This window comes from Streptomyces sp. NEAU-174 (genome assembly GCF_052665095.1).
The window spans coordinates 109,319-129,143 of record NZ_JBQTCE010000014.1 but is presented as its reverse complement, the minus strand read 5'-3'; the positions used below and the strand labels follow the sequence as shown (position 1 = coordinate 129,143).

Below are 19,825 nucleotides of genomic sequence, written 5' to 3'. Positions count from 1 at the left end.
CGCGTTACCCCGTCAGTCGCTGACCAGCCTCCGGAACTTGCGCACGAGCTTGACGCCGCCCCAGACAACGAGGCACCCCAGGATCAGCAGGAACAGGATCGCCTGCCAGAGGGGCATCTTCTTCTTACCGGTGGACGAACCGCCGTCGTTGCCGCCCGAGGAGTAGCCGCCGCTCCTCGACTTCTTGTAACCGCCGCTCTTGCTCACACCACCGCCGCCCTTGCTGACGCCACCACCGCCGCCGCTGCCACCGCCTCGCTTCGACGACAGCGCGACGTACGAGACGGAGTCACGCGACGACGCCGCCTGGGCCGTGGCGGGCGCCACTGCGAACAGGGCGCCGATCAGGAGGAGTGTGGTTGCCAAACGCATGAGAGATCCCCGTGATGGTAGGCCGGAAGGATAATCGCACCAGGGCGCGGCGTTGCACCCTAGGCCATGGATCGGCGCCGTCGAAACTCGGGTTCCGGTCCGCCCGCGGGCTAAGCGCTCCGCGGGAAGTGCCGCGAAATGCCGTCGTGCGTCTGCGGCCGCATCGTGGCTGGTCGCGCCCACCGAGGGACCGCCGGACGAAGAGCGTCCCCCGGTCCAAAAAAGCAGCGAAGAATCGGTCCGGCTCAGCGGAAAAGCTGTTGGCGCCCGCCGTTCGTCGACTCCCGGGTGTGCAGCCAGTGCGGAGCGGTGTGCACCTCGAACGGCAGGGGCACGTCCGAGCGGATGCGGGCCGCCAGGCACTTCACGGCGAGCGAGGCGATCGCGGCCTTGTCCGGGACCACGGACGTCAGCGACGGCGTGCTGTAGAGCGCCTCGTCGGAGCCGTCGATGCTCGCCACGGCGACGTCGTCCGGGATGTGCAACCCCGCTTCGAACAGGGCGCGTTGGGCCCCGACCGCCAGCAGGTCGCTGAAGCAGAAGACCCCGTCCGGCCGCACCCCGGCCGGGAGGGCGGCGAGGGCGCGCATCGCCATCAGGCCGTTGAGCCGGTCGAACTCCTTGATGGAGGGCGCGAGCCGGGGGTCGTACGTCACCCCGGCCTCGTGCAGGGCGAGCTGAAAGCCCTCCAGACGCTGACGGCTGGTCGCCGACGCCTGCCGGTCCACGCCGATGGCGGCGATCCGGGTACGGCCGAGGGCGGCCAGGTGCGCGGTGGCCTCGCGCGCCGCCGCGACATTGTCGATCAGGACGTGATCGGCCCCCACCTGGTCACGCTCGTAGCTGCGCTCGCCGAGCAGCACCAGCGGGAACTCGTTGGCCACGGCAGCGAGTTCGTCGGGCGAGACGCCCAGCGGCGACAGGATCACGCCGTCCAGCAGCGCCGCGCCGACGCCGGTCGCCAGGCGCAGTTCCTCCGTCGCGTCGCCCGACGTCTCCTCGATCAGGACGGTCAGGCCCAGCTGCGCCGCCTCGGCCCGTACGTGCTGGGCGAGCTCGGCGAAGTACGGCGTGGCCAGATCCGGGACGGCGAGGCCGATCAGGCCGCTGTGGCCGGTGCGCAGCCGGCGGGCCGACGGGTTCGGCCGGTAGCCGAGCTCGTGCACGGCCTTCAGTACGCGCTTCCGCGTGGCCTCGGACACGCGGGGAGCATCGCGTACAACGTTGGACACGGTCTTGATCGAGACCCCTGCCCGCTCCGCCACGTCCTTGAGTGTCACCGCGGCCACTGACCGAACCCCCTCACCTGTGTTTCTCCGCATTATGCACCGGTTCCGGCGGGCTGTCAGTGCCGGGACGGCCCGGAATCCCGTTCCTGACGAGGGGTTGACCCTGGCGAGATTTCGCAGTTACAACGTTGGAACAGATCGATAGCAAGCGGTTGCTCCCGAGGGCGTCACGCGGGCCGCCGACGACCATCCGTCGGGCGGTCCGGGCTGCCCGCCCAGGCCCACGGCGCCACGCTCAACCACCCATCTCATGAGAGGGCCCGCATGTCTTCGCACCGCTCCACCACCCCACTGCGCACCGCCGTGGTCGGCACCGGAGGCATCGCGCGCTCCAGTCACCTGCCCGCGCTGTGGACGCTGAAGGAGGAGGCCCCCGCATGACGCCCGCCCCGCACCCGAGCCGCCGGGCCGTGCTCGCCGCGGCCGCCATCGGCCTCAGTACGGCCCTGACCGCCACGCTCTCCGGCTGCTCCGCCGCGAGCGGCGGCACCTCGGGCGGCATCACCCTCACGTTCTCCTGGTGGGGGAACGACGACCGTGCCGCGCGCACCGAGAAGGCGGTACGGCTCTTCGAGAAGGAGCACCCGGGCGTCAGCGTCCGCACGTCCAACGGTGAATTCGGCGCCTATCTCCAGAAGCTGGCCACACAGGCCGCGGGTGGCGGCATACCCGACGTGGTCCAGCTCGACTACCGGCAGGTCTCCCAGTACGCGGGCGGCGAAGCGATCATGCCGCTGGACGACGTCATCAAGGCCAGGACAATCCGTACGTCCGAGATGGACAAGGGTCTGCTGCGCACCGGCACCTACGGGGGCGGGCAGTACGCCCTGCCCATGGGCCGTGGCATCACCGGCTACGCCTACGACTCCGCCGTCTACAAGAAGGCGGGAATCCCCACGCCCCGGCCGAGCTGGACCTGGCAGGACTGGGGTGAGGCCAACAAGAAGATCGCCGCCCTGGGGCTGAAGTCCCCCGACGGACGCCCCTTCACGGGCTCCAACGACGGGGGCACGAACGAGGACGTCTTCGAGACCTGGCTGCGCGGCCGAGGCGGGAAGCTCTACGCCGGGCAGACGAAACTCGGCTTCACCGAGGACGACTTGACCGCCTTCTGGTCGTTCTGCGATGGACTCCGCAAGGACGGTGCCATCGCCGAGGCCAAGGACACCGTGCAGGCCAAGAGCACCGAGACCAGCCCCATCGGCCGCCACCTCGCGGCCGCCGACTTCACCTGGGACGCGCCGTTCCCCGGATACACGGGCCTGCTCGGCAAGGACATCCACTTCGCGCCCGTGCCCACCACCGGCGGCCACCAGGGTGCGTACTTCAAGCCGAGCATGCTCCTCGGCATCGGTGCGAACAGCGAGCACCCCAAGGAGGCGGCCCAGTTGATCGACTTTCTCCTCAATGACCCACGGGCGGGCGACATCCTGGGCTTCTCCCGCTCCACCCCGCCCAACCGAAAGATCGCCGCCCGGGTCGCCACGACGCTCCAGGGGCCGGAGCGGGAGATCTACGACTACGCGCGGACGATGGAGAAGTACGGCCTGGACGACCCCCCGACCGCGCCGCCGCCCGGCGACCTCGCGATCCAGACGGCGTTCAAACGGGGCTACCAGCGCGTGATGTACGGCATGGCCTCCCCGCGACAGGCGGCGCGCGAACTCATCGACGAGGCGAACCGGGAGCTGAGGTCATGAGCACGGTGTCGACGACGAGGGCGCCCGCGCGCGTCGGCCGCACGACGGCTCCGCGCCCGGACAAGAGCAGGCGGCGCCAGGTCCGTGAACGGCAGTGGCCCGCCTATGTGTTCCTCTCCCCGTGGATGATCGGCGCGGTCGTGCTGACCCTGGTGCCGATGGCCGTGTCGCTGTACCTGTCGTTCACGGACTACAACCTGTTCGACCCGCCGCACTGGGTGGGCCTGCGCAACTACCGGGAGATGCTGTTCGAGGACCCGCGCTACTGGCGGTCGGTCGGCACCACCTTGCTGTACGTCGTCGTGGCCGTCCCGCTGAAGCTGGGCCTCGCCCTCGGCGTGGCGATGCTGCTGAAGAGCCTCGGCCGGGGCCGGGGCTTCTACCGCTCCGCGTTCTACGGGCCGTCGCTGCTCGGGGCGAGCATGTCCATCGCCCTGGTGTGGAAGGCGCTGTTCAACGACGGCGGCACGGTCCCCGACATCCTGGACGCGGTCGGCATCCACACCGGCGGCTGGGTCGGCGACCCCGATCTCGCGGTGTACGGGGTCGTCCTGCTGACGGTCTGGCAGTTCGGCGCGCCCATGGTGATCTTCCTGGCGGGCCTCCAGCAGATCTCACCCGACCTCTACGAGGCCGCGGCGCTCGACGGCGCGGGCCGCTGGCGGCAGTTCGTGTCCATCACCGTGCCGATGCTGTCCCCGGTGGTCTTCTTCAACCTGGTCCTCGAGGTCATCAACTCGTTCCAGGTCTTCACCCCGGCCTTCGCCATCAGCGGCGGCGACGGCGGACCCGCCGACTCCACGATGTTCTACACGCTCTACCTGTACGAGCGCGGCTTCACGGCCTCGCACATGGGCTACGCCGCGGCGATGGCCTGGCTGCTGCTGATCGCCATCGGCGCGATCACCCTGATCCTGTTCCGGACCTCCCGGTCCTGGGTCTTCTACGCGGACGAGGAGGGTCGTTGACTTCCTCCCCCTGCCTAAAGGCGGGGGATTCCAGCGGTCGCCCGCTGGGCTTCCTGCTTCACCGACGACCGCCCCGTCCGGGAGGACTCCCGTTGAGGTCTTACACCGTCTCCACAGGCAGACGCCGCCAGCCCGGCGGCCAGAATGTTGCGTGCCGCGTTCACATCACGGTCATGCACAGCGCCGCAGTCACACGTCCACTCGCGGACGTTCAACGGCAGCTTCTCGCGGACCATGCCGCAAACCCCGCACAGCTTGCTGGACGGAAACCAGCGGTCGACCATCACCAGTTCACGCCCGTACCAGGCGCACTTGTACTCCAGCATCATGCGCAAATCCGTCCACGCCGCATCCGAGATGGCACGCGCGAGGCGGCCGTTCTTCAGCAGGTTACGGACGGTCAAGTCCTCGATCACGACCGTTTGGTTCTCACGGACGAGCCGAGTCGACAGCTTGTGCAGGAAGTCCCGGCGCCGGTCGGTGATCCGCGCGTGCACGCGGGCGACCTTCCGGCGTGCCTTCTCCCGGTTCGCGGACCCCTTGGCCTTGCGGGACAGCTCCCGCTGCGCCTTCGCCAGGCGGGCCCGGTCGCGCCGTTCGTGCCGGGGGTTGACGATCTTCTCCCCGGTGGACAGGGTCACCAGGGAGGTGATCCCCGCGTCCAGGCCGACCGCCGCACTCGAGGCGGGGGCAGGGACGATGGTGTCCTCGACGAGCATCGAGACGAACCAGCGGCCCGCACTGTCGCGGGACACGGTCACCGTCGTCGGCTCCACACCCTCCGGCAGGGGGCGCGACCAGCGGATGCCCAGCGGCTCGGCCATCTTCGCCAGCGTCAGGCGCCCGTCGCGCCATGTGAAGGCGCTGCGGGTGTACTCGGCCGACGCGCGGGACTTCTTCCGCGACTTGTACCGCGGATACTTCGCACGCTTGGCGAAGAAGCTCCCGAACGCCGCCTGAAGGTGGCGCAGCGCCTGCTGGAGGGGGACGGAGGACACCTCCGAGAGGAAGGCGAGTTCCTCGGTCTTCTTCCACTCCGTCAGCGCGGCGGAGGACTGCACATAGGAGATGCGGCGCCGCTCGCCGTACCAGGCCCGCGTGCGCTCCTCCAGCGCCTTGTTGTACACCAAGCGGACACACCCGAACGTGCGCGACAGCTCAGCCGCCTGCTCGTCCGTGGGGTAAAAGCGGTACCTGAACGCCCGCTTAACTTGCCGCGCCATGCCTCACATTTTATCAGCTCCAGTGTGAACACGTGTCAGCCGGTGGTCGGTGGACACCGAATCGCCCTAACGGCGATTCCGCTTTCCCTGCCCTGCTCCGCAGGAGTCCGCTTCCTCCCCGGCCCGAAGGCCGGGGTACCCATGGAGAAAACCTGATGAACATCGCCACGAAGCGGTGGCTGCCGCACACCGTCGCGGCCGGGTGTCTGCTCGTCCTGCTGTACCCGCTGGCCTGGCTGCTGGCCACGTCGCTGAAGCCCGCCGACGAGGTGGTGACGAGCCTGGACCTGCTGCCCAGCCACCTGGAGTGGTCGAACTACACGACCGCCCTGGACGGGGTCTCCGGCGTCACCGTCACCCGCCTGCTGGGCAACACCCTGCTGATCGCGGGGGGCGCCGTGCTCGGCAATGTACTGTCCTGCTCGCTGGCCGCCTACGCCTTCGCCCGACTGCGCTTCCGCATGAGCAAGGTGATGTTCGCCTTCATGGTGGCGACGCTGATGCTGCCGCACCACGTCGTGCTGATCCCGCAGTACATCATCTTCAACCGCCTCGGCCTGGTGGACAGTTTCTGGCCGCTGATCCTGCCGAAGTTCCTGGCCACCGAGGCGTTCTTCGTCTTCCTCATCGTCCAGTTCATGCGCGGCCTTCCGCGCGAGCTGGAGGAGTCCGCGCGGATCGACGGCTGCGGTCCCTTCCGCGCGTACTGGTCGATCACACTGCCACTGGCCCGGCCCGCGCTGATCACCACGGCCATCTTCACGTTCATCTGGACGTGGAACGACTTCTTCACGCAGATGATCTATCTCTTCGCACCGGAGAAGTTCACCATCACGCTCGCCCTGCGCAGCTTCGTCGACCAGTCCAGCACCTCCGCGTACGGGCCCATGTTCGCCATGTCGGTGATCTCGGTGCTGCCGATCGTGCTGTTCTTCCTGGTCTTCCAGCGCTACCTGGTACAGGGCATGGCCACGTCCGGACTGAAGGGGTGAGGCACACCATGGCCCACGCACCGATCGCGCACCGGCGCGAGCGCCGGGAACCCGGAGAGGTCTTCGGCTCCGGCTTCAGCCTCTTCGCGGACATGCTGCTCGTCGGCCTGCTCACCAGCCTCGCCTGTCTGCCGGTCGTCACGGCCCCGGCCGCGTTCGCCGCCGCGTCCTCGACGCTTCGGCAAGCGGCGGACGATCGCGTCCAGGTCAGGGCCGGCACCTACGGTGCCCACTTCCGTGCCCACCTGTCCGCGCGGTCGGCGGCCCTCGGTCTGGTGCCGCCGCTGCTCGCGATGATCGTCCTGGTCGATGCCGCGCTGCTGCGCGCCACGCTGCCCGGAGCGGCCGTCATGGCGCCCGTCCTCGCGCTGCTCGTCCTGGGTGCCACGGTCGTGGCGCTGCGGGCGACCGCGCTCAGGGCACCGCATCCGCTGTCCGCGCGCGAGGCGTTGCTTCGCTCGGCCGCGGACCCGCGCGGCAGTCTCCTCCTGGCCGGTGGCGTGCTCCTCGGCGCGCTCCTGGCCTGGTCCATTCCGCTGCTGGTCCCGCTACTGCCGGGCCCGCTGGCGTTCGCCGCCACGGTCGTGGACCTCCGCTCGGACGCCCTGGAGAGCTGAACCGCGGCACGCCACCTCCCCGCCCCTCCCCTACGCATCACACCACCGGATACGCATCACACCACCGGAGTTCACGCATGCCCTACCCGCACCTGGACGCCGCGGGCCATCCGAGGCCGCAGCTGGTCCGCGATCCCCACTGGCGCGACCTCGGCGGCCCCTGGCGGTTCGCCCACGACGACGAGGACCGCGGCCGCACCGAACGGTGGATGGACCCGGCGGCCTCCGCGCCGTTCACCGACACCGTCACCGTGCCCTATCCGCCCGAGTCCGCGGCCTCGGGTGTGGCGGACACCGGCTTCCACCCCGTGCTCTGGTACCGGCGCACGATCGAGGTGTCCCGGCCGGCCGCCGGGCGGCGGCTCCTGCTGCACTTCGGTGCGGTCGACCACCGGGCCGAGGTCTGGCTGAACGGCCGCCTGGTGGGACGTCACGAGGGCGGGCACACCGGCTTCAGCTGCGATCTGACCGATGCCGTCGACCGGGACGGCGAGCAGACCGTCGTCGTCCGCGCCGAGGACCAGCCGCTCGACGCCGCGCAGCCCCGCGGCAAACAGGACTGGCGCCGGGATCCGCATGTCATCTGGTACCACCGCACCTCCGGGATCTGGCAGCCGGTGTGGCTGGAGGAGGTCCCGGCCGAGCACATCACGCTCCTGCACTGGACCCCCGAGGTCGCCCACGCCCGCGTCCGCTGCCGGTTGCGTCTGGGCCACTGGCCGCGGCGCCCGCTCACCGTGACGGTCCGCCTCACGCTCGGCGAGCGGGTGCTCGCCGAGCAGCGGACGCTGATCGAGGGCCAGGAGGCGGAGTTCGACGTCGCGGTGCCCGCCCTGCGCCACGGGCAGGATCTCGACGGCCTGCTCTGGAGTCCGGAGCGGCCGCAACTGGTCGACGCGGTGGTGGAGTTGCGTGACGCGGCCGACGACACACCGGTCGACCGCGTCACGTCCTACCTCGGTCTGCGCGACATCGGCTGGGACGACGGTGTCTTCCTCCTCAACCACAAGCCGTATTTCCTCCGGTTCGCGCTCCAGCAGGGCTACTGGCCCGCATCGCACCTGTCGGCCTCGGCCGGCGCATTGCGCCGCGACGTCGAACTGGCGAAGGAGATCGGCCTCAACGGGCTGCGCGTCCACCAGAAGGTCGAGGACCCGCGCTTCCTGTACTGGGCCGACCGGCTCGGGCTGCTGCTGTGGGAGGAGATGCCGTCGGCGTACGCCTTCGGCGTGCAGACCGTCGAGCGCGTGGTCGCCGAGTGGACCGAAGCCGTCTCCCGCGACCTCAGCCACCCCTCGATCGTCGCCTGGGTCCCGATCAACGAGTCCTGGTCCGTGCCGAACCCGGCGCTCGTCCCCGCACAGCGCCACTTCATCGACGCCCTCTACCACCTGACCAAGGCCCTGGACCCCTCCCGCCCGGCCGTCTCCAACGACGGCTGGGAGATCTCCGCCGCCGACATCTGGGGCGTCCACGACTACACCCAGCACGGGGACGTACTGCGCGAGCGCTACGGCCACGCCTCGCTGCGCCAAGGCGAGTTCGCCGAGCGGTGGCCCGGCGCCAAACGGCTGACCTTGGATGGCGTCCGCCACCAGGGGCAGCCGGTCGTCCTCAGCGAGTTCGGCGGCGCGACCTTCGAACCGGCGGAGGGCGCCGAGTGGTTCGGCTACGACACCGTCGCCACGAAGGAGGACTTCGCCGAACGCCTCGCCGGTCTGGTGGCCGCGGCGGTGGACTCCGGGCTCGCGGGCTTCTGCTACACCCAGTTCACCGACACCGAACAGGAGACCAACGGCCTGCTCACCCCGGACCGCCAACCGAAGATCCCCGTGGCCGAACTGCGCGAAATTCTCACCCGAACCCGTGCATGAGGAGAAACCGCAATGGCGCGATCCGAGTACGAGTACGAGTACAGTCGTCGCCGAGTGCTCCAGGCATCCGCTCTCGCCCTCGCCACGGTGCTGAGCCCATGGAGCGCGGCAGCCGGCTTCGCCGCATCGGCGGGCATCCCCGATGAGGACGGCTACGATCTCTGGCTGCGCTACCGCCCCACCGCCGATCCCCGGCGGCTCGAGGAGTACCGGAAGGCCCTGGCCGGTCTGGCCCGTCAGGGCGAGGGCCGGGTCATGGAGAACGCCGAGCTGGAGCTGTGCCGGGCCGTCGAGGGCTTCATCGGCAGCGCACCGGTCCGGGCTCCCGCCGGTCGGGCCTCGGTTGTCATCGGCACGGTGGACGAGTCGCCGGTCGTACGGTCCCAGGTGAGCCCGGATCGGCTGGCCCGGATCGGTGCGCAGGGGTTCGTGATCGAGATGACCGGCACGCCGGGCAGGCGACGACTGGTCATCGGGGCCCACACCGATCGCGGCGTGCTGGCCGGGGTCTTCCATCTCATCCGTCTGCTCCAGCTCGAGCGGCCACTGCACAAGCTGTCCGTCCTACAGAGGCCGCGTATCGCACGGCGCATGATGAATCACTGGGACAACTTCGACGGGTCGGTCGAGCGTGGCTACGCGGGCACGTCGATCTTCGAGTGGGACAAGCTGCCGGACATCTCAGACCGGGTCGTCGACTACGCACGGTCCATGGCATCGATCGGCATCAACGCTTCGGTGCTCAACAATGTGAACGCCAGCGCCGACTTCATCACCAGCGAGACGCTGACCGGACTCAGACCCCTGGCGGCGCTTCTCCACTCGTGGGGGATCTCGACCTGGCTGTCCGTCAACTACGCCAGCCCGATGATCCTGACCGCGGACGACGCCGATCCGATCACGACGGCCGATCCCGCCGACCGACGGGTCCAGCGGTGGTGGCGGGACAAGAGCGCCGAGATCTTCACGAGCCTGCCCGGATTCGGCGGTTTCCTGGTGAAGGCGAACTCGGAGGGGCAGCCAGGGCCGCTCGACTACGGACGCACCCATGCCGAGGGCGCGAACATGCTGGCCCGCACGGTCGCACCGCACGGCGGGCAGATCGTCTGGCGCAGCTTCGTCCACGAGGACTTCGGCGACTGGGCGGAGTACCAGTACCGGGTGTTCGCCCCGCTGGACGGCGCGTTCGACGACAACGTCATCCTCCAGACCAAGTACGGACCGATCGACTTCCAGATCCGCGAGCCCGTACACCCCCTGTTCGGCGCCATGCGCCACACCCACCAGATGCTGGAGCTCCAGCTCACTCAGGAGTACACGGGCCACGAGATCCACACCACCTATCTGGCTCCGCTGTGGCGGGAGGTGCTGACCTTCCCGACTCAGGGGCCCGGCACCGGACCGACCGTCGCCGACGTCCTCGCGGACGGCGACGGCCGGGCGCCCCGGGCGGGCATCGCCGGGGTCAGCAACTTCGGCAACGCCCGCGACTGGACCGGCCAGCTGCTGGGAGCGGCGAACACCTACGCCTTCGGCAGGATGTGCTGGAACCCGGACGCCGATCCCCGGGACCTGGCCGCGGAGTGGGCCGGGCTGACCTTCGGCCACGACCTCACGGTCACCGGGGTCGTGGCCGACATCCTGACGCACTCGCGCCGGACGTACGAGGACTACACCTCGCCGCTGGGGATGGGGTACCTCACCGACCCCGGTGGCGACCACCTCGATCCGAGCCCGCTGGGCACACTCTTCCAGTCACACCACTCCACGGCCGAGGGCACCGGCTTCGACCGCACCGAGGCGACCGGCAGCGGCTTCACCGGGCTCTACCCGCGGCCGTGGCGGAAGCGCTACGAGTCCACGGCGACCTGTCCCGACGACCTGCTGCTGTTCATGCACTGGGTGCCGTACGACCATCGACTGCGGTCGGGCAAGACGGTCATCCAGCACATCTACGACACCCATTTCACCGGGGTCGACCGCATCGACCGGTTCCGCGCCGGGTGGAGCGAGCTGTCCGGGAAGGTCGACCGGCGGCGCCATGCCGCCATCGAGGCGGGCTTCGAGGCCCAACGGAGCCACGCGACGTTCTGGCGCGACACGGTGGTCGGATTCTTCTTCGACAGGAGCCGCGTCGTCGACGCGGAGCGGGAATGGCTGCACGTGGCACTGAACGGCCCGCGGGTGCTGCTCGGCGGCCGGCCGAACCTCTTGCCGGTGGCCGTCACCAACGCCTCGGCGCGGGACCGCGACATCGCGGTCGCGCTGCGGCCGCCGTCGGTGGGCTGGCACACCGAGCCCGCCGAACGGTCCGCGGCCGGCGCCGCGACCGCTGAGCTCGAGCTGCCGGTCACTCCCCCCTTGCCGGGCACCGTCGCCGCCCTGGACCTGGAGGTGGCGCCGCAGCTCACCCGGCTCGACGGCCGGCCGCCCGCGCTGGTCGTCGCCCCCGAGGGCAGTCGATGCCTCCTGGCGCTCAACGCCGGGCCGCGGAACGGGACTTCGATGCCAGGCTACGACGCGCTGACCCCTGAGTCGGCCTGGTCCGCGTCGGCCGGCCACGGCTGGGTCGGCGCCGCCCCGTCGGCCAGGGACCGCGGTGGCGAGCCCCTGCTGCGCGACCACCTCTGGCACACCTCGTCCCGGGTGCTGCGCCTCGCCCTGCCGGCCGGTAAGCACACCGGGTACGCGCTGGTCGGTGACACCGGTGCCACGGCCTCGCCGACCCGGGTCGCGGTGGACGGCGCCACCGTCGCCACCAGCCCGAAGCAGCCCGGCGGAACCTTCACCTGGCTGGAGCTGCCCCTCGACGGAGGTACCATCGGCCGCACCACCGACATCACGTTCACGGGGGTGGGCGGCCCCTGGCGGCTGTCCGCGTTCGCCGTCACCGATCCCACCGCCCCGGAACCGTCCCTGGTCGTGCTGAAGGCGGTGGCGGAGCCGGTGTGGTGGACGGGCCGGGCCAACCCGGTCACGGTGCTGGTACGCAACACCGGCGCCAAGGACCGTGCCGTCACCGCCCGGCTGGTCACCCCCGACGGCTGGTCCGGCACCGAGCGGACCGTGACGGTCGCCGCCGGAGCCGAGCGAGAGGTGACGGTCACCACGACCCCGGTGTCCACTCCGGGGTTCGCCACCGTCGAGATCCGGCTCACCAGCGGCGACGAGGAGATCGAGCGCGGCCGGTCGGTGTCCGTGGTCACCACGCCGCACCCCGATGACGTGGCGTCGGCGTTCGACGCCGGCCCGCCGGCCGGCCCGCTGCTGACCGGGTACACCAGGCTGTCGCCCGAGGACGGCTACACCGACGACCGCGGCTTCGGCTGGGTCGGCGACCGGCCGCTCACCCGTGACCGGGGCAACGCCGACGACCTGCGCCGCGACATCGTCATGCAGAAGGGCGAGCCCATCGTCCTGCGTATCCCGGTGCCGGCCGGCACGCACACGGTGTGGGTGCTCACCGGCGACTCCCTCACCGATTCGGGTGTCACCACCATCTCCGAGGGCGGCACGGTCCTCGGACGCTCCGGCGACGACAGCCTGCCGAGCCGCGCCTTCGTCTGGTTCTCCTTCGACCTCGACGGCGGCCCGGACGGGCGCACCGCCGACCTGGAGATCACCGGCTCGAAGCTGAACGGCCTCTGGCGCATCGCGGCCCTGGTCGTCGGCTGAGCTCACCCCGGGCCGTACAACTACCTGTTTTCCCGGGCGCGGTCCGCGCCCCGGCGCCCCGGTATCTCCGCATCTACGGATCTACGGCATCTACGGCATCTCCAAAGGAGAGCTCCCGACATGGCATCGAAGTCAGCACGATTCCCCGCGGTCCGCGGCAGACGTGGCAGACGCGGCAGACCCGGCGTCGTCCTCCTCGCCCTGCTCATGGTCCTCGGCCTCGGCGGCGCACATCCCGGACCGGCCGTGGCCGATCCCGCCGATCCGCCCGGGACGTACCAGAACCCGGTGATGGACGACGTCGCGGACGCCTTCTCCGACCCGTCGATCATCCGGGGCAAGGACGGCTACTGGTACGCCTATGCGACCCAGACCAGCATGCGCCGGGACAACCAGGGAGGCCCCTGGGAGTCACAGCACTTCATGCCGATCACGCGCTCGGCCGACCTCGTCAACTGGACCTACGTCGGTGATGTCTTCGGACCCGACAACCACCCGGAATGGCGCGACTTCAAGACCACCTACTACTGGGCACCCGACATCCGGTACATCAACGGCACGTACTACCTCTACTACTCGGTCGCCGGCGGCGACAAGAACACCATCGCGCTGGCCACCGCGGACCACCCGGCCGGCCCGTGGAAGGACATCGGCCACCCCGTGCTGCCGTACGGGACGACGGTCAATCAGATCGATCCGTCGGTGTTCCTCGACTCCGACGGCCAGAAGTACCTCTACTACGGCTCCTTCCGCGACGGCGGAATCCATGCGGTGCGCCTCAATACGGAGGGCACCGCGCCGGTCGGCGATCCGGTGCAGGTGGTCGGCGCCCGGCGTGGCGAGGCCGCGTATGTGGTGAAGCGGGACGGCTGGTACTACCTGTTCTACTCCGGCCTGGGCTGCTGTGCCCGTGACCAGGGCGCCTATCCGGTGTTCGTCGGGCGGGCGAAGGACCCGATGGGCCCGTTCACCGACGCCGAGGGCGTCGGCCTGGCCGACCTGAACCCCGGCGGCACGATCGTCAACGCGCCGAACGGCAACAAGTGGGTCGCGACCGGCCACTCGGCGAACGTCGTCGACAAGTCCGGCCAGGACTGGATCCTCACCAACGGATTCGACCGCCACGAGAGCGATCCGAACTGGGGCGGACGGCCGACCATGATGGACCGGCTCGACTGGATCGACGGCTGGCCGACCGTGCGCGCGGGCGCCTGGACCAGCGAGGACCGGCAGACCGCACCCGTGGGCGACTGGGGCTCGGGGAGCACCTTCGACGACGGCCTGGTCGACTTCGACACCCTCGGACACGGCTCCTGGACCACGGCGTCGGATCCCGACTCGGGACGCTATGCCCGTGGCCGGTCCTTGGCTGCCCTCCCGCAGCTGCTGCTGCCGCGGCGGGCCCCGGACGGCGATGTGAGGATCGAGGCCGACCTCCGGCTGCGCGGCGACGACGGCCGGGTCGGGCTTGTCCTGGCGTCCGCGGGCCGGTCCAACCACGCCGTGGCCTGGCTGGATTCCACCGGCACCCTCTCCGTCGAGGTCACCCGGGACCGGAAGGTGGTGCGGAAGCAGACCGCTCGCCTGCACGCGAACACCGATCCGCGTACCTGGCACTCGCTCACGGCCGAGATCCGCGACGGCGCGGCGCACATACAGGTCAGCTCGGCCCTGCTCGACATGCCGCTGGCCGAGCTGACGGTGGACGTACCGAAGGGCTGGCGCCGCGGCGGTGTCGCCTCGACCCGCGGCGCCGGCGAGGCGGACAACGTCGGTGTGACCCGGCCCTACACACCGGTGACGGTCAAACAGCCGGCCCCCTCGATCGGAGCCCGGCTGCCGGAGTACGACGAGGACTTCGACGACAGCCGGCTGGACGGCTGGAGGTGGTTCGGCCCCGCCGACGGGCAGGTCGCCGACGGCCAGTACGTGTGGCCGACGCAGGACGCCGACTTCTCCGGCAAGGGGACCATGGCGTCGGCGCTGCTCCGTGACGCTCCGACCGGCACCTACACGGTCGAGACCAAGCTGCACTTCCCGATCAGCGACGCCCCCGACGGGCGCAGCCAGGCCGGGATGATCGCCTTCCAGAGCCCGGAGGACTCGATCCATCTGGCTCCGACCCGGACCGGCCCATCCCGGCAGGCCTTCCTGTGGATCGGCCGGGACCGTGACAGCTGGCCGGAGATGCAGCTGGGCCCGTCGGCCGACACCATGTGGCTGCGGCTGCGCCATACCGCCGACCCGAAGACCGGCGAACACAGATTCCAGCCGGCCACGAGCCGGGACGGGAAGCACTACATCTGGGGCGGGGTCTGGCAGCTGCCCGCCGGTTCCGCCCCGTCCATCGGCCTCGTCTCCCTGGCCGGCAAGGGGGTGACCGCACGCTTCGACTATGTGCGCTTCTACTCCTGACGCCGCGTCACTCTCCTGCACGGGCACCGGCCGCCGCGCATCGCGGTCCAAGATCGATTGTCAGTGGTGGGTGAGAAGGTAGGAGCATCGAGAAGGAAAAAGAGGGGGCGCGGCATGTCCGGAGACCAGAACTACATCAATCACGTTGCTCTTGTGCTGGACGCCAGTTCGTCCATGTCACACCTGCGCGGAAAGGTCGTCGAAGTCGCCGACCAGCAGATTGCGTATCTGGCCCGCCGATCGAAGGAACTGGACCAGGAAACCCGCGTTACGGTGTACGTCTTCGCCGACAAGGTGGAGTGCGTCATCTATGACAAGGACGTGCTGCGGATGCCGTCCCTGAAGCAGCTTTACCGGGTCGGTGGAATGACGGCTCTGCTGGCGGCCACACTGAAGTCGCAGCGGGAGCTGGCGCAGACCGCCCAACTGTACGGCGACCACAGCTTCCTGACGTTCGTGCTGACGGACGGCCAGGAGAACGCGAGTCATCGCTGCTCGGATGCCCTCACCAAGAGCCCGCGTGAACTGGTGCGGGCGGTGGCCGAGTTGATGGAGACGCAAGAGGACAACTGGACGCTGGCCGTCCTTGTGCCGGACCAGATGGGCAAGCGCGAGGCCATGCAGTGCGGCTTCCCGAAGGACAACATCGCCATCTGGGACGCCACGAGCACTCAGGGCCTGGAGGAGGCGGGGCAGGTTATCCAGCAGGCCACCGAGAACTTTATGGTGGGCCGGGCCCAGGGCATCCGGGGATCGCGGGCGGTGTTCTCCACGGGTGCGGAGGCGGTCAACAAGGACACCATCAAGGCAGCCGGCCTCACCCCGGTGGACCCGTCGAAATACCAGCTGATTCCGGTGGCCCGCGAAGCGGCGATCCGGGAATGGGTCATCGAATGCGGGCACACCTTCCGCACCGGTTGTGCGTTCTATCAGCTGAGCAAGTCGGAGAAAATCCAGGCGCGAAAGCAGATAGCGGTGCTGGAGAAGAAGACGGACCGGGTGTACACGGGGCCGGAAGCCCGATCCCTGCTCGGCCTGCCGGACACGGAAGTCCGCGTCAAGCCGGATCACAACGACGACTTCACGATCTTCGTGCAGAGCACCAGCGTTAATCGGAAGCTGACACCGCACACGCGGCTGCTGCTCATGATCTGAGGCCGTGGAGGCCCCGCCGGTCCGACGGGCGGGGCCTCCTCCCCCGGGAGCGGCTACCGCCGTGCGGCGGCCTGGTGCGCATGGCGGCTCACATCGCCGATCAGGTTGATGCGGACGCGTCGCTCCGCGAAACGCCACTGCCCGTCACGGCGCTCGAAGCGGTCGTGGTACCGACCGGCGGCGATGGGTTGCAGGGGCAGGTCGGGCAGTGCCTGGAAGACGGTGACGTACGAGCGCGAGACCGCCGTGTTCGCTTGCTCATCGACCTCGATGGCGACATTGGTGGTGACGTGGTGGGTTCGCGGCGTGCCGTCGGCGTAGACGATCAGAGTCTCCTTGAACATCTCCTCGATCGCTTCGCGCCCGCTGACCGGCTCGCCACTGCCCGTGAAGGTGGCGTCGGCGAGCAGCGTGCCGAGTCCCGCGAAATCACCGTCGTCCACGAGTTCGGCGTAACGTGCGATCAAGTTCTCGATGGCTCGATGGCTCAACGTCGGATCGGCGGGCCTGCCGATGGATGTGGACATGGTCTCCTCCAAGCGAAACGGGAGATCTTCAGCGTGCTGCTCCAGGCCACAACAGGACCGCGATCGACCGGTTGCGAGACGTCAGCTTGCCACGTTCGATGACATCTGATCGCGTCGTACGGACTCCCGGCCGGGCTCATGCCGGGCAACCGGCGCCTCTTGGGAGGATGCCGGGGGACGGACACCGGCGCGGGTGGCGCCGACGCTGGCCACGACCACGAGGACCAGACCGAGTGTCGCGGCCGTCCCGGGGCGCTGGCCGAGAACGAGCAGACCGACCATGAGGGCGATGGCGGGCTCGAGGCTCATCAGCGTGCCGAACGCGGACGTGGTCAGATGGCGCAGGGCGAGAAATTCGAGCGCGAAGGGGATGACGGGGCTGAGCACCGCCAGAGCCAGCATGGTCCACACCGGTGACCAGGTGATGCGGTCGGCGAGGTCCGGGGCGGCGATGGCCAGCCCCACCACCGCGGCGACCGGCATGGAGACGGCCAGTCCTTTCAGGCCGGTGACACGATCACCGACCCGTTGGGTCAGCAGAATGTACGCGGCCCAGCATCCCGCGGCGAGCAGCGCGCTCCCCACCCCCAGAGGGTCGGCGCCGCCGTGCCAGGGTTCGGTCAGCAGCACGACGCCCGTCGCCGCCGCGGCCGCCCAGACCAGGCGTCCCTTCCTCGGTCCGAAGAGGGAGACCGTCAGCGGTCCCAGGAATTCCAGCGCGCTCGCGGTTCCCAACGGGAGACGGGCGATCGCCTGCATGAAGAAGACCATCATTCCGGCGGTCACGAGACCGAGCAGCATGCAGGCGAGAAGATCCCGGGAGCTGAAATCACGCGGCCGGGGGCGGATGGCGACCAGCAGAATCAGCCCCGCCCAGCCCAGGCGCAGCCCCGCGGTTCCCAGCGCCCCGAGCTGTCCGAACAGCGGAACCGTCAGAGCCGATCCGAGCTGCACGGTACACATCGCGGTGGCAGCCATGAGGGCACCGGCGCCGGCATGGCGCGAGCGACGGGACGGAAGAGTCTCGGGCGGTTCGGGAGCGTTCATGGGCTCCAGTAGAGAGCCTTGACACCGTTCACGTCCACGTGCCAATCCCGAATGATTCGTTCGGGATTCATGGACAATAGGGGGATGGAAACACGCCGCCTCCAGATGCTGGCCGAGCTGGCCCGGCGAGGCTCGATGCGCGCCGTGGCCGAGGCCACCGGCACGACCACCTCGACCGTTTCCCAGCAGGTCGCCGCCTTGGCCCAGGAGATGGGCACGGCACTGATCGAGCCGCATGGGCGCAGGGTCAGGCTCACACCGGCGGGCCGCCGACTGGCGGAACACGCCGTGACGATCCTTGCGGCGGTCGAGGCCGCACAGCGGGACTTGAGCCCCGACGCCCCGCCGACCGGCACGGTGCGGGTGGCCGGCTTCGCCACGGCCATCCGAGCCCAACTGCTGCCCATCATCGGCGACTTGTCGACGAGCCATCCTCAGCTCAGCGTCCTGGTGCGTGAGCACGAGCCCGCCGAAGCCCTCCAGCTGCTGGCGAACGACGAGGCCGACCTCGCGCTCACCTACGACTACAACCTGGCACCGGCCGAGCCGGACCCCGCGGTCGTGATCACTCCCCTGTGGACCGCTCCCTGGGGTCTGGGCGTTCCTGACCACGCCGCCCGCCCCTCAGTGCCGGGCGCCCCCGAGCTCTTCCGCCGGTTCCGCACGGCGGACTGGATCGGCAACTCGCGCAACCCCGGTGACGAGACCGTCATCCGGACACTCGCCTCCATGGCCGGTTTCACCCCCCACCTCACGCACCAGGCGGACAGCCTCGACCTCGTACAGGGCATGATCGCGGCAGGGATGGGCGTAGGGCTGCTGCCGATGGGCACCTCCACGTTGCCCGGTGTCCAGCTGGTGCCGCTCACCGCGCCGGACGTCGTCCTGCGCGCCTTCGCCGTCGCCCGCCGGGGTCGCGACAGCTGGCCCCCGCTGGCCCTGCTGACCGACCTGATCATTCGGCAATCGGCGCGGAGCACATAGTCTCGGCGGAACGCAGCGTCTCGGCGGAACGCAGCGTCTCGATCGCCGCACCGGCTACCGGCGTGGACGGCGTGCCGGGGGCGTGGAGCGTCATGACAACGCCCCGTCCGGACTCCGCGCGCCCTGCCGTGGGCCACGGGACGCGGCGATGATGAGCGGACCGCGCGTGATCCACACGACTCCGCACAGCCGCCCCCTGGGCAGGTGGTATGCGGTGGAAGGACGCCACGTTGTTGCTTCTCATCTCCCCGGACGGCGTCGAGGAGGCCCTCGACTGCGCGAAGGCGGCGGAACACCTCGACATCGTCGATGTCAAGAAGCCCGACGAGGGCTCGCTCGGCGCGAACTTCCCCTGGGTCATCCGGCAGATCCGCGACACGGTCCCGGCGGACAAGCCGGTCTCCGCCACCGTGGGAGACGTCCCCTACAAGCCCGGCACAGTGGCCCAGGCGGCGCTGGGTGCGGCGGTCTCCGGAGCCACCTACATCAAGGTCGGCCTCTACGGATGCACGACGCCCGAACAGGCCATCGATGTCATGCGCGGGGTCGTCCGGGCGGTGAAGGACTACCGGCCGGACGCGTTCGTCGTCGCCTCCGGCTACGCCGACGCCCACCGGATCGGCTGCGTCAACCCGCTCGCGCTGCCCGACATCGCCCGCCGCTCCGGCTGTGACGCGGCCATGCTCGACACCGCGATCAAGGACGGGACACGGCTGTTCGACCACGTTCCGCCCGACCTCTGCGCGGAGTTCGTCCGGCAGACCCACGAGGCCGGTCTGCGCGCCGCCCTCGCGGGCAGCGTCAAAGCCGCGGACCTCGGCGCGCTCACCCGCATCGGCACCGACATCGTGGGGGTGCGCGGCGCGGTCTGCGAGGGAGGCGACCGCGACACCGGAAGGATCCAGCCGCGGCTGGTGGCCGCCTTCCGCGCGGAGATGGACCGGCACGCCCGGGAACACGCGGCGTCCGTCGCGACCGCGGGCTGAG

Annotated in this window: 15 protein-coding genes; 10 read left to right on the top strand and 5 right to left on the bottom strand. The window is 69.9% G+C overall.

The features are described from left to right. Nucleotides 1–12 precede the first annotated feature (12 nt). Entirely contained in the window at nucleotides 13–372 is a 360-nt protein-coding gene (locus ACT2CW_RS34705) for a hypothetical protein (RefSeq protein WP_445517387.1), read from the bottom strand. Nucleotides 373–617: 245 nt separating this feature from the next. Continuing rightward, nucleotides 618–1,661, bottom strand: a complete 1,044-nt coding sequence (locus ACT2CW_RS34700) for a LacI family DNA-binding transcriptional regulator (protein WP_445517388.1) — start codon at nucleotides 1,659–1,661, stop codon at nucleotides 618–620. A 377-nt stretch (nucleotides 1,662–2,038) separates the two neighbouring features. Between ACT2CW_RS34700 and ACT2CW_RS34695 the strand changes: the two genes are divergently transcribed. Both ACT2CW_RS34695 and ACT2CW_RS34690 read left to right on the top strand, forming a co-directional pair. Then, nucleotides 2,039–3,361 carry an ABC transporter substrate-binding protein gene (locus tag ACT2CW_RS34695; RefSeq protein ID WP_445517389.1) on the top strand — a complete coding sequence of 441 codons (1,323 nt, stop codon included), beginning with the start codon at nucleotides 2,039–2,041 and terminating at the stop codon, nucleotides 3,359–3,361. Then, entirely contained in the window at nucleotides 3,358–4,329 is a 972-nt protein-coding gene (locus tag ACT2CW_RS34690) for a carbohydrate ABC transporter permease (protein ID WP_182468187.1), read from the top strand. The genes ACT2CW_RS34695 and ACT2CW_RS34690 overlap by 4 nt, the downstream gene beginning before the upstream one ends. Before the next feature lie 14 nt (nucleotides 4,330–4,343). Here ACT2CW_RS34690 and ACT2CW_RS34685 read toward each other — a convergent pair whose 3' ends face one another. After that, entirely contained in the window at nucleotides 4,344–5,552 is a 1,209-nt protein-coding gene (locus ACT2CW_RS34685; RefSeq protein WP_445517390.1) for an RNA-guided endonuclease InsQ/TnpB family protein, read from the bottom strand. A gap of 155 nt (nucleotides 5,553–5,707) precedes the next feature. Here ACT2CW_RS34685 and ACT2CW_RS34680 point away from each other — a divergent pair, with 155 nt between their 5' ends. The 6 genes from ACT2CW_RS34680 (at nucleotide 5,708) to ACT2CW_RS34655 (ending at nucleotide 16,280) form a co-directional block, all read left to right on the top strand. Further along, on the top strand, nucleotides 5,708–6,544 hold the full coding sequence (locus ACT2CW_RS34680) for a carbohydrate ABC transporter permease (protein WP_037963530.1): 837 nt from the start codon (nucleotides 5,708–5,710) through the stop codon (nucleotides 6,542–6,544). An 8-nt stretch (nucleotides 6,545–6,552) separates the two neighbouring features. Next, a complete protein-coding gene (locus ACT2CW_RS34675; protein ID WP_445517391.1) occupies nucleotides 6,553–7,161 on the top strand; it encodes a hypothetical protein in 609 nt (202 codons plus the stop codon). 77 nt (nucleotides 7,162–7,238) lie between these two features. Then, entirely contained in the window at nucleotides 7,239–9,035 is a 1,797-nt protein-coding gene (locus ACT2CW_RS34670; protein ID WP_445517392.1) for a sugar-binding domain-containing protein, read from the top strand. A 12-nt stretch (nucleotides 9,036–9,047) separates the two neighbouring features. Then, on the top strand, nucleotides 9,048–12,710 hold the full coding sequence (locus tag ACT2CW_RS34665) for an alpha-glucuronidase family glycosyl hydrolase (protein ID WP_445517393.1): 3,663 nt from the start codon (nucleotides 9,048–9,050) through the stop codon (nucleotides 12,708–12,710). A 120-nt stretch (nucleotides 12,711–12,830) separates the two neighbouring features. Beyond that, the gene (locus tag ACT2CW_RS34660; RefSeq protein ID WP_445517394.1) at nucleotides 12,831–15,125 is read left to right on the top strand and encodes a family 43 glycosylhydrolase; all 2,295 of its coding nucleotides are present in this window, start codon (nucleotides 12,831–12,833) and stop codon (nucleotides 15,123–15,125) included. Nucleotides 15,126–15,239: 114 nt separating this feature from the next. After that, nucleotides 15,240–16,280, top strand: a complete 1,041-nt coding sequence (locus ACT2CW_RS34655) for a vWA domain-containing protein (RefSeq protein WP_037963525.1) — start codon at nucleotides 15,240–15,242, stop codon at nucleotides 16,278–16,280. Between the two features lie 53 nt (nucleotides 16,281–16,333). Here the strand turns inward: ACT2CW_RS34655 and ACT2CW_RS34650 are convergent, their stop codons facing one another. After that, entirely contained in the window at nucleotides 16,334–16,807 is a 474-nt protein-coding gene (locus ACT2CW_RS34650) for a nuclear transport factor 2 family protein (protein ID WP_037963568.1), read from the bottom strand. Between the two features lie 81 nt (nucleotides 16,808–16,888). Next, nucleotides 16,889–17,770, bottom strand: a complete 882-nt coding sequence (locus ACT2CW_RS34645; RefSeq protein WP_445517731.1) for an EamA family transporter — start codon at nucleotides 17,768–17,770, stop codon at nucleotides 16,889–16,891. Between the two features lie 168 nt (nucleotides 17,771–17,938). Between ACT2CW_RS34645 and ACT2CW_RS34640 the strand changes: the two genes are divergently transcribed. After that, nucleotides 17,939–18,838 carry a LysR family transcriptional regulator gene (locus ACT2CW_RS34640; protein ID WP_445517395.1) on the top strand — a complete coding sequence of 300 codons (900 nt, stop codon included), beginning with the start codon at nucleotides 17,939–17,941 and terminating at the stop codon, nucleotides 18,836–18,838. Nucleotides 18,839–19,047: 209 nt separating this feature from the next. Beyond that, nucleotides 19,048–19,824 carry a (5-formylfuran-3-yl)methyl phosphate synthase gene (locus tag ACT2CW_RS34635; protein ID WP_037963518.1) on the top strand — a complete coding sequence of 259 codons (777 nt, stop codon included), beginning with the start codon at nucleotides 19,048–19,050 and terminating at the stop codon, nucleotides 19,822–19,824. The last annotated feature ends 1 nt before the right edge of the window (nucleotide 19,825 follow it).

Coding starts and splice junctions, on each gene's coding strand:
- ACT2CW_RS34645 (WP_445517731.1), bottom strand. CDS start 17,770: ATGTGTACCGTGCAGCTCGGATCGGCTCTGACGGTTCCGCTGTTCGGA.
- ACT2CW_RS34675 (WP_445517391.1), top strand. CDS start 6,553: ATGGCCCACGCACCGATCGCGCACCGGCGCGAGCGCCGGGAACCCGGA.
- ACT2CW_RS34635 (WP_037963518.1), top strand. CDS start 19,048: ATGCGGTGGAAGGACGCCACGTTGTTGCTTCTCATCTCCCCGGACGGC.
- ACT2CW_RS34685 (WP_445517390.1), bottom strand. CDS start 5,552: ATGGCGCGGCAAGTTAAGCGGGCGTTCAGGTACCGCTTTTACCCCACG.
- ACT2CW_RS34650 (WP_037963568.1), bottom strand. CDS start 16,807: ATGTCCACATCCATCGGCAGGCCCGCCGATCCGACGTTGAGCCATCGA.
- ACT2CW_RS34665 (WP_445517393.1), top strand. CDS start 9,048: ATGGCGCGATCCGAGTACGAGTACGAGTACAGTCGTCGCCGAGTGCTC.
- ACT2CW_RS34690 (WP_182468187.1), top strand. CDS start 3,358: ATGAGCACGGTGTCGACGACGAGGGCGCCCGCGCGCGTCGGCCGCACG.
- ACT2CW_RS34695 (WP_445517389.1), top strand. CDS start 2,039: ATGACGCCCGCCCCGCACCCGAGCCGCCGGGCCGTGCTCGCCGCGGCC.
- ACT2CW_RS34660 (WP_445517394.1), top strand. CDS start 12,831: ATGGCATCGAAGTCAGCACGATTCCCCGCGGTCCGCGGCAGACGTGGC.
- ACT2CW_RS34670 (WP_445517392.1), top strand. CDS start 7,239: ATGCCCTACCCGCACCTGGACGCCGCGGGCCATCCGAGGCCGCAGCTG.
- ACT2CW_RS34655 (WP_037963525.1), top strand. CDS start 15,240: ATGTCCGGAGACCAGAACTACATCAATCACGTTGCTCTTGTGCTGGAC.
- ACT2CW_RS34705 (WP_445517387.1), bottom strand. CDS start 372: ATGCGTTTGGCAACCACACTCCTCCTGATCGGCGCCCTGTTCGCAGTG.
- ACT2CW_RS34680 (WP_037963530.1), top strand. CDS start 5,708: ATGAACATCGCCACGAAGCGGTGGCTGCCGCACACCGTCGCGGCCGGG.
- ACT2CW_RS34640 (WP_445517395.1), top strand. CDS start 17,939: ATGGAAACACGCCGCCTCCAGATGCTGGCCGAGCTGGCCCGGCGAGGC.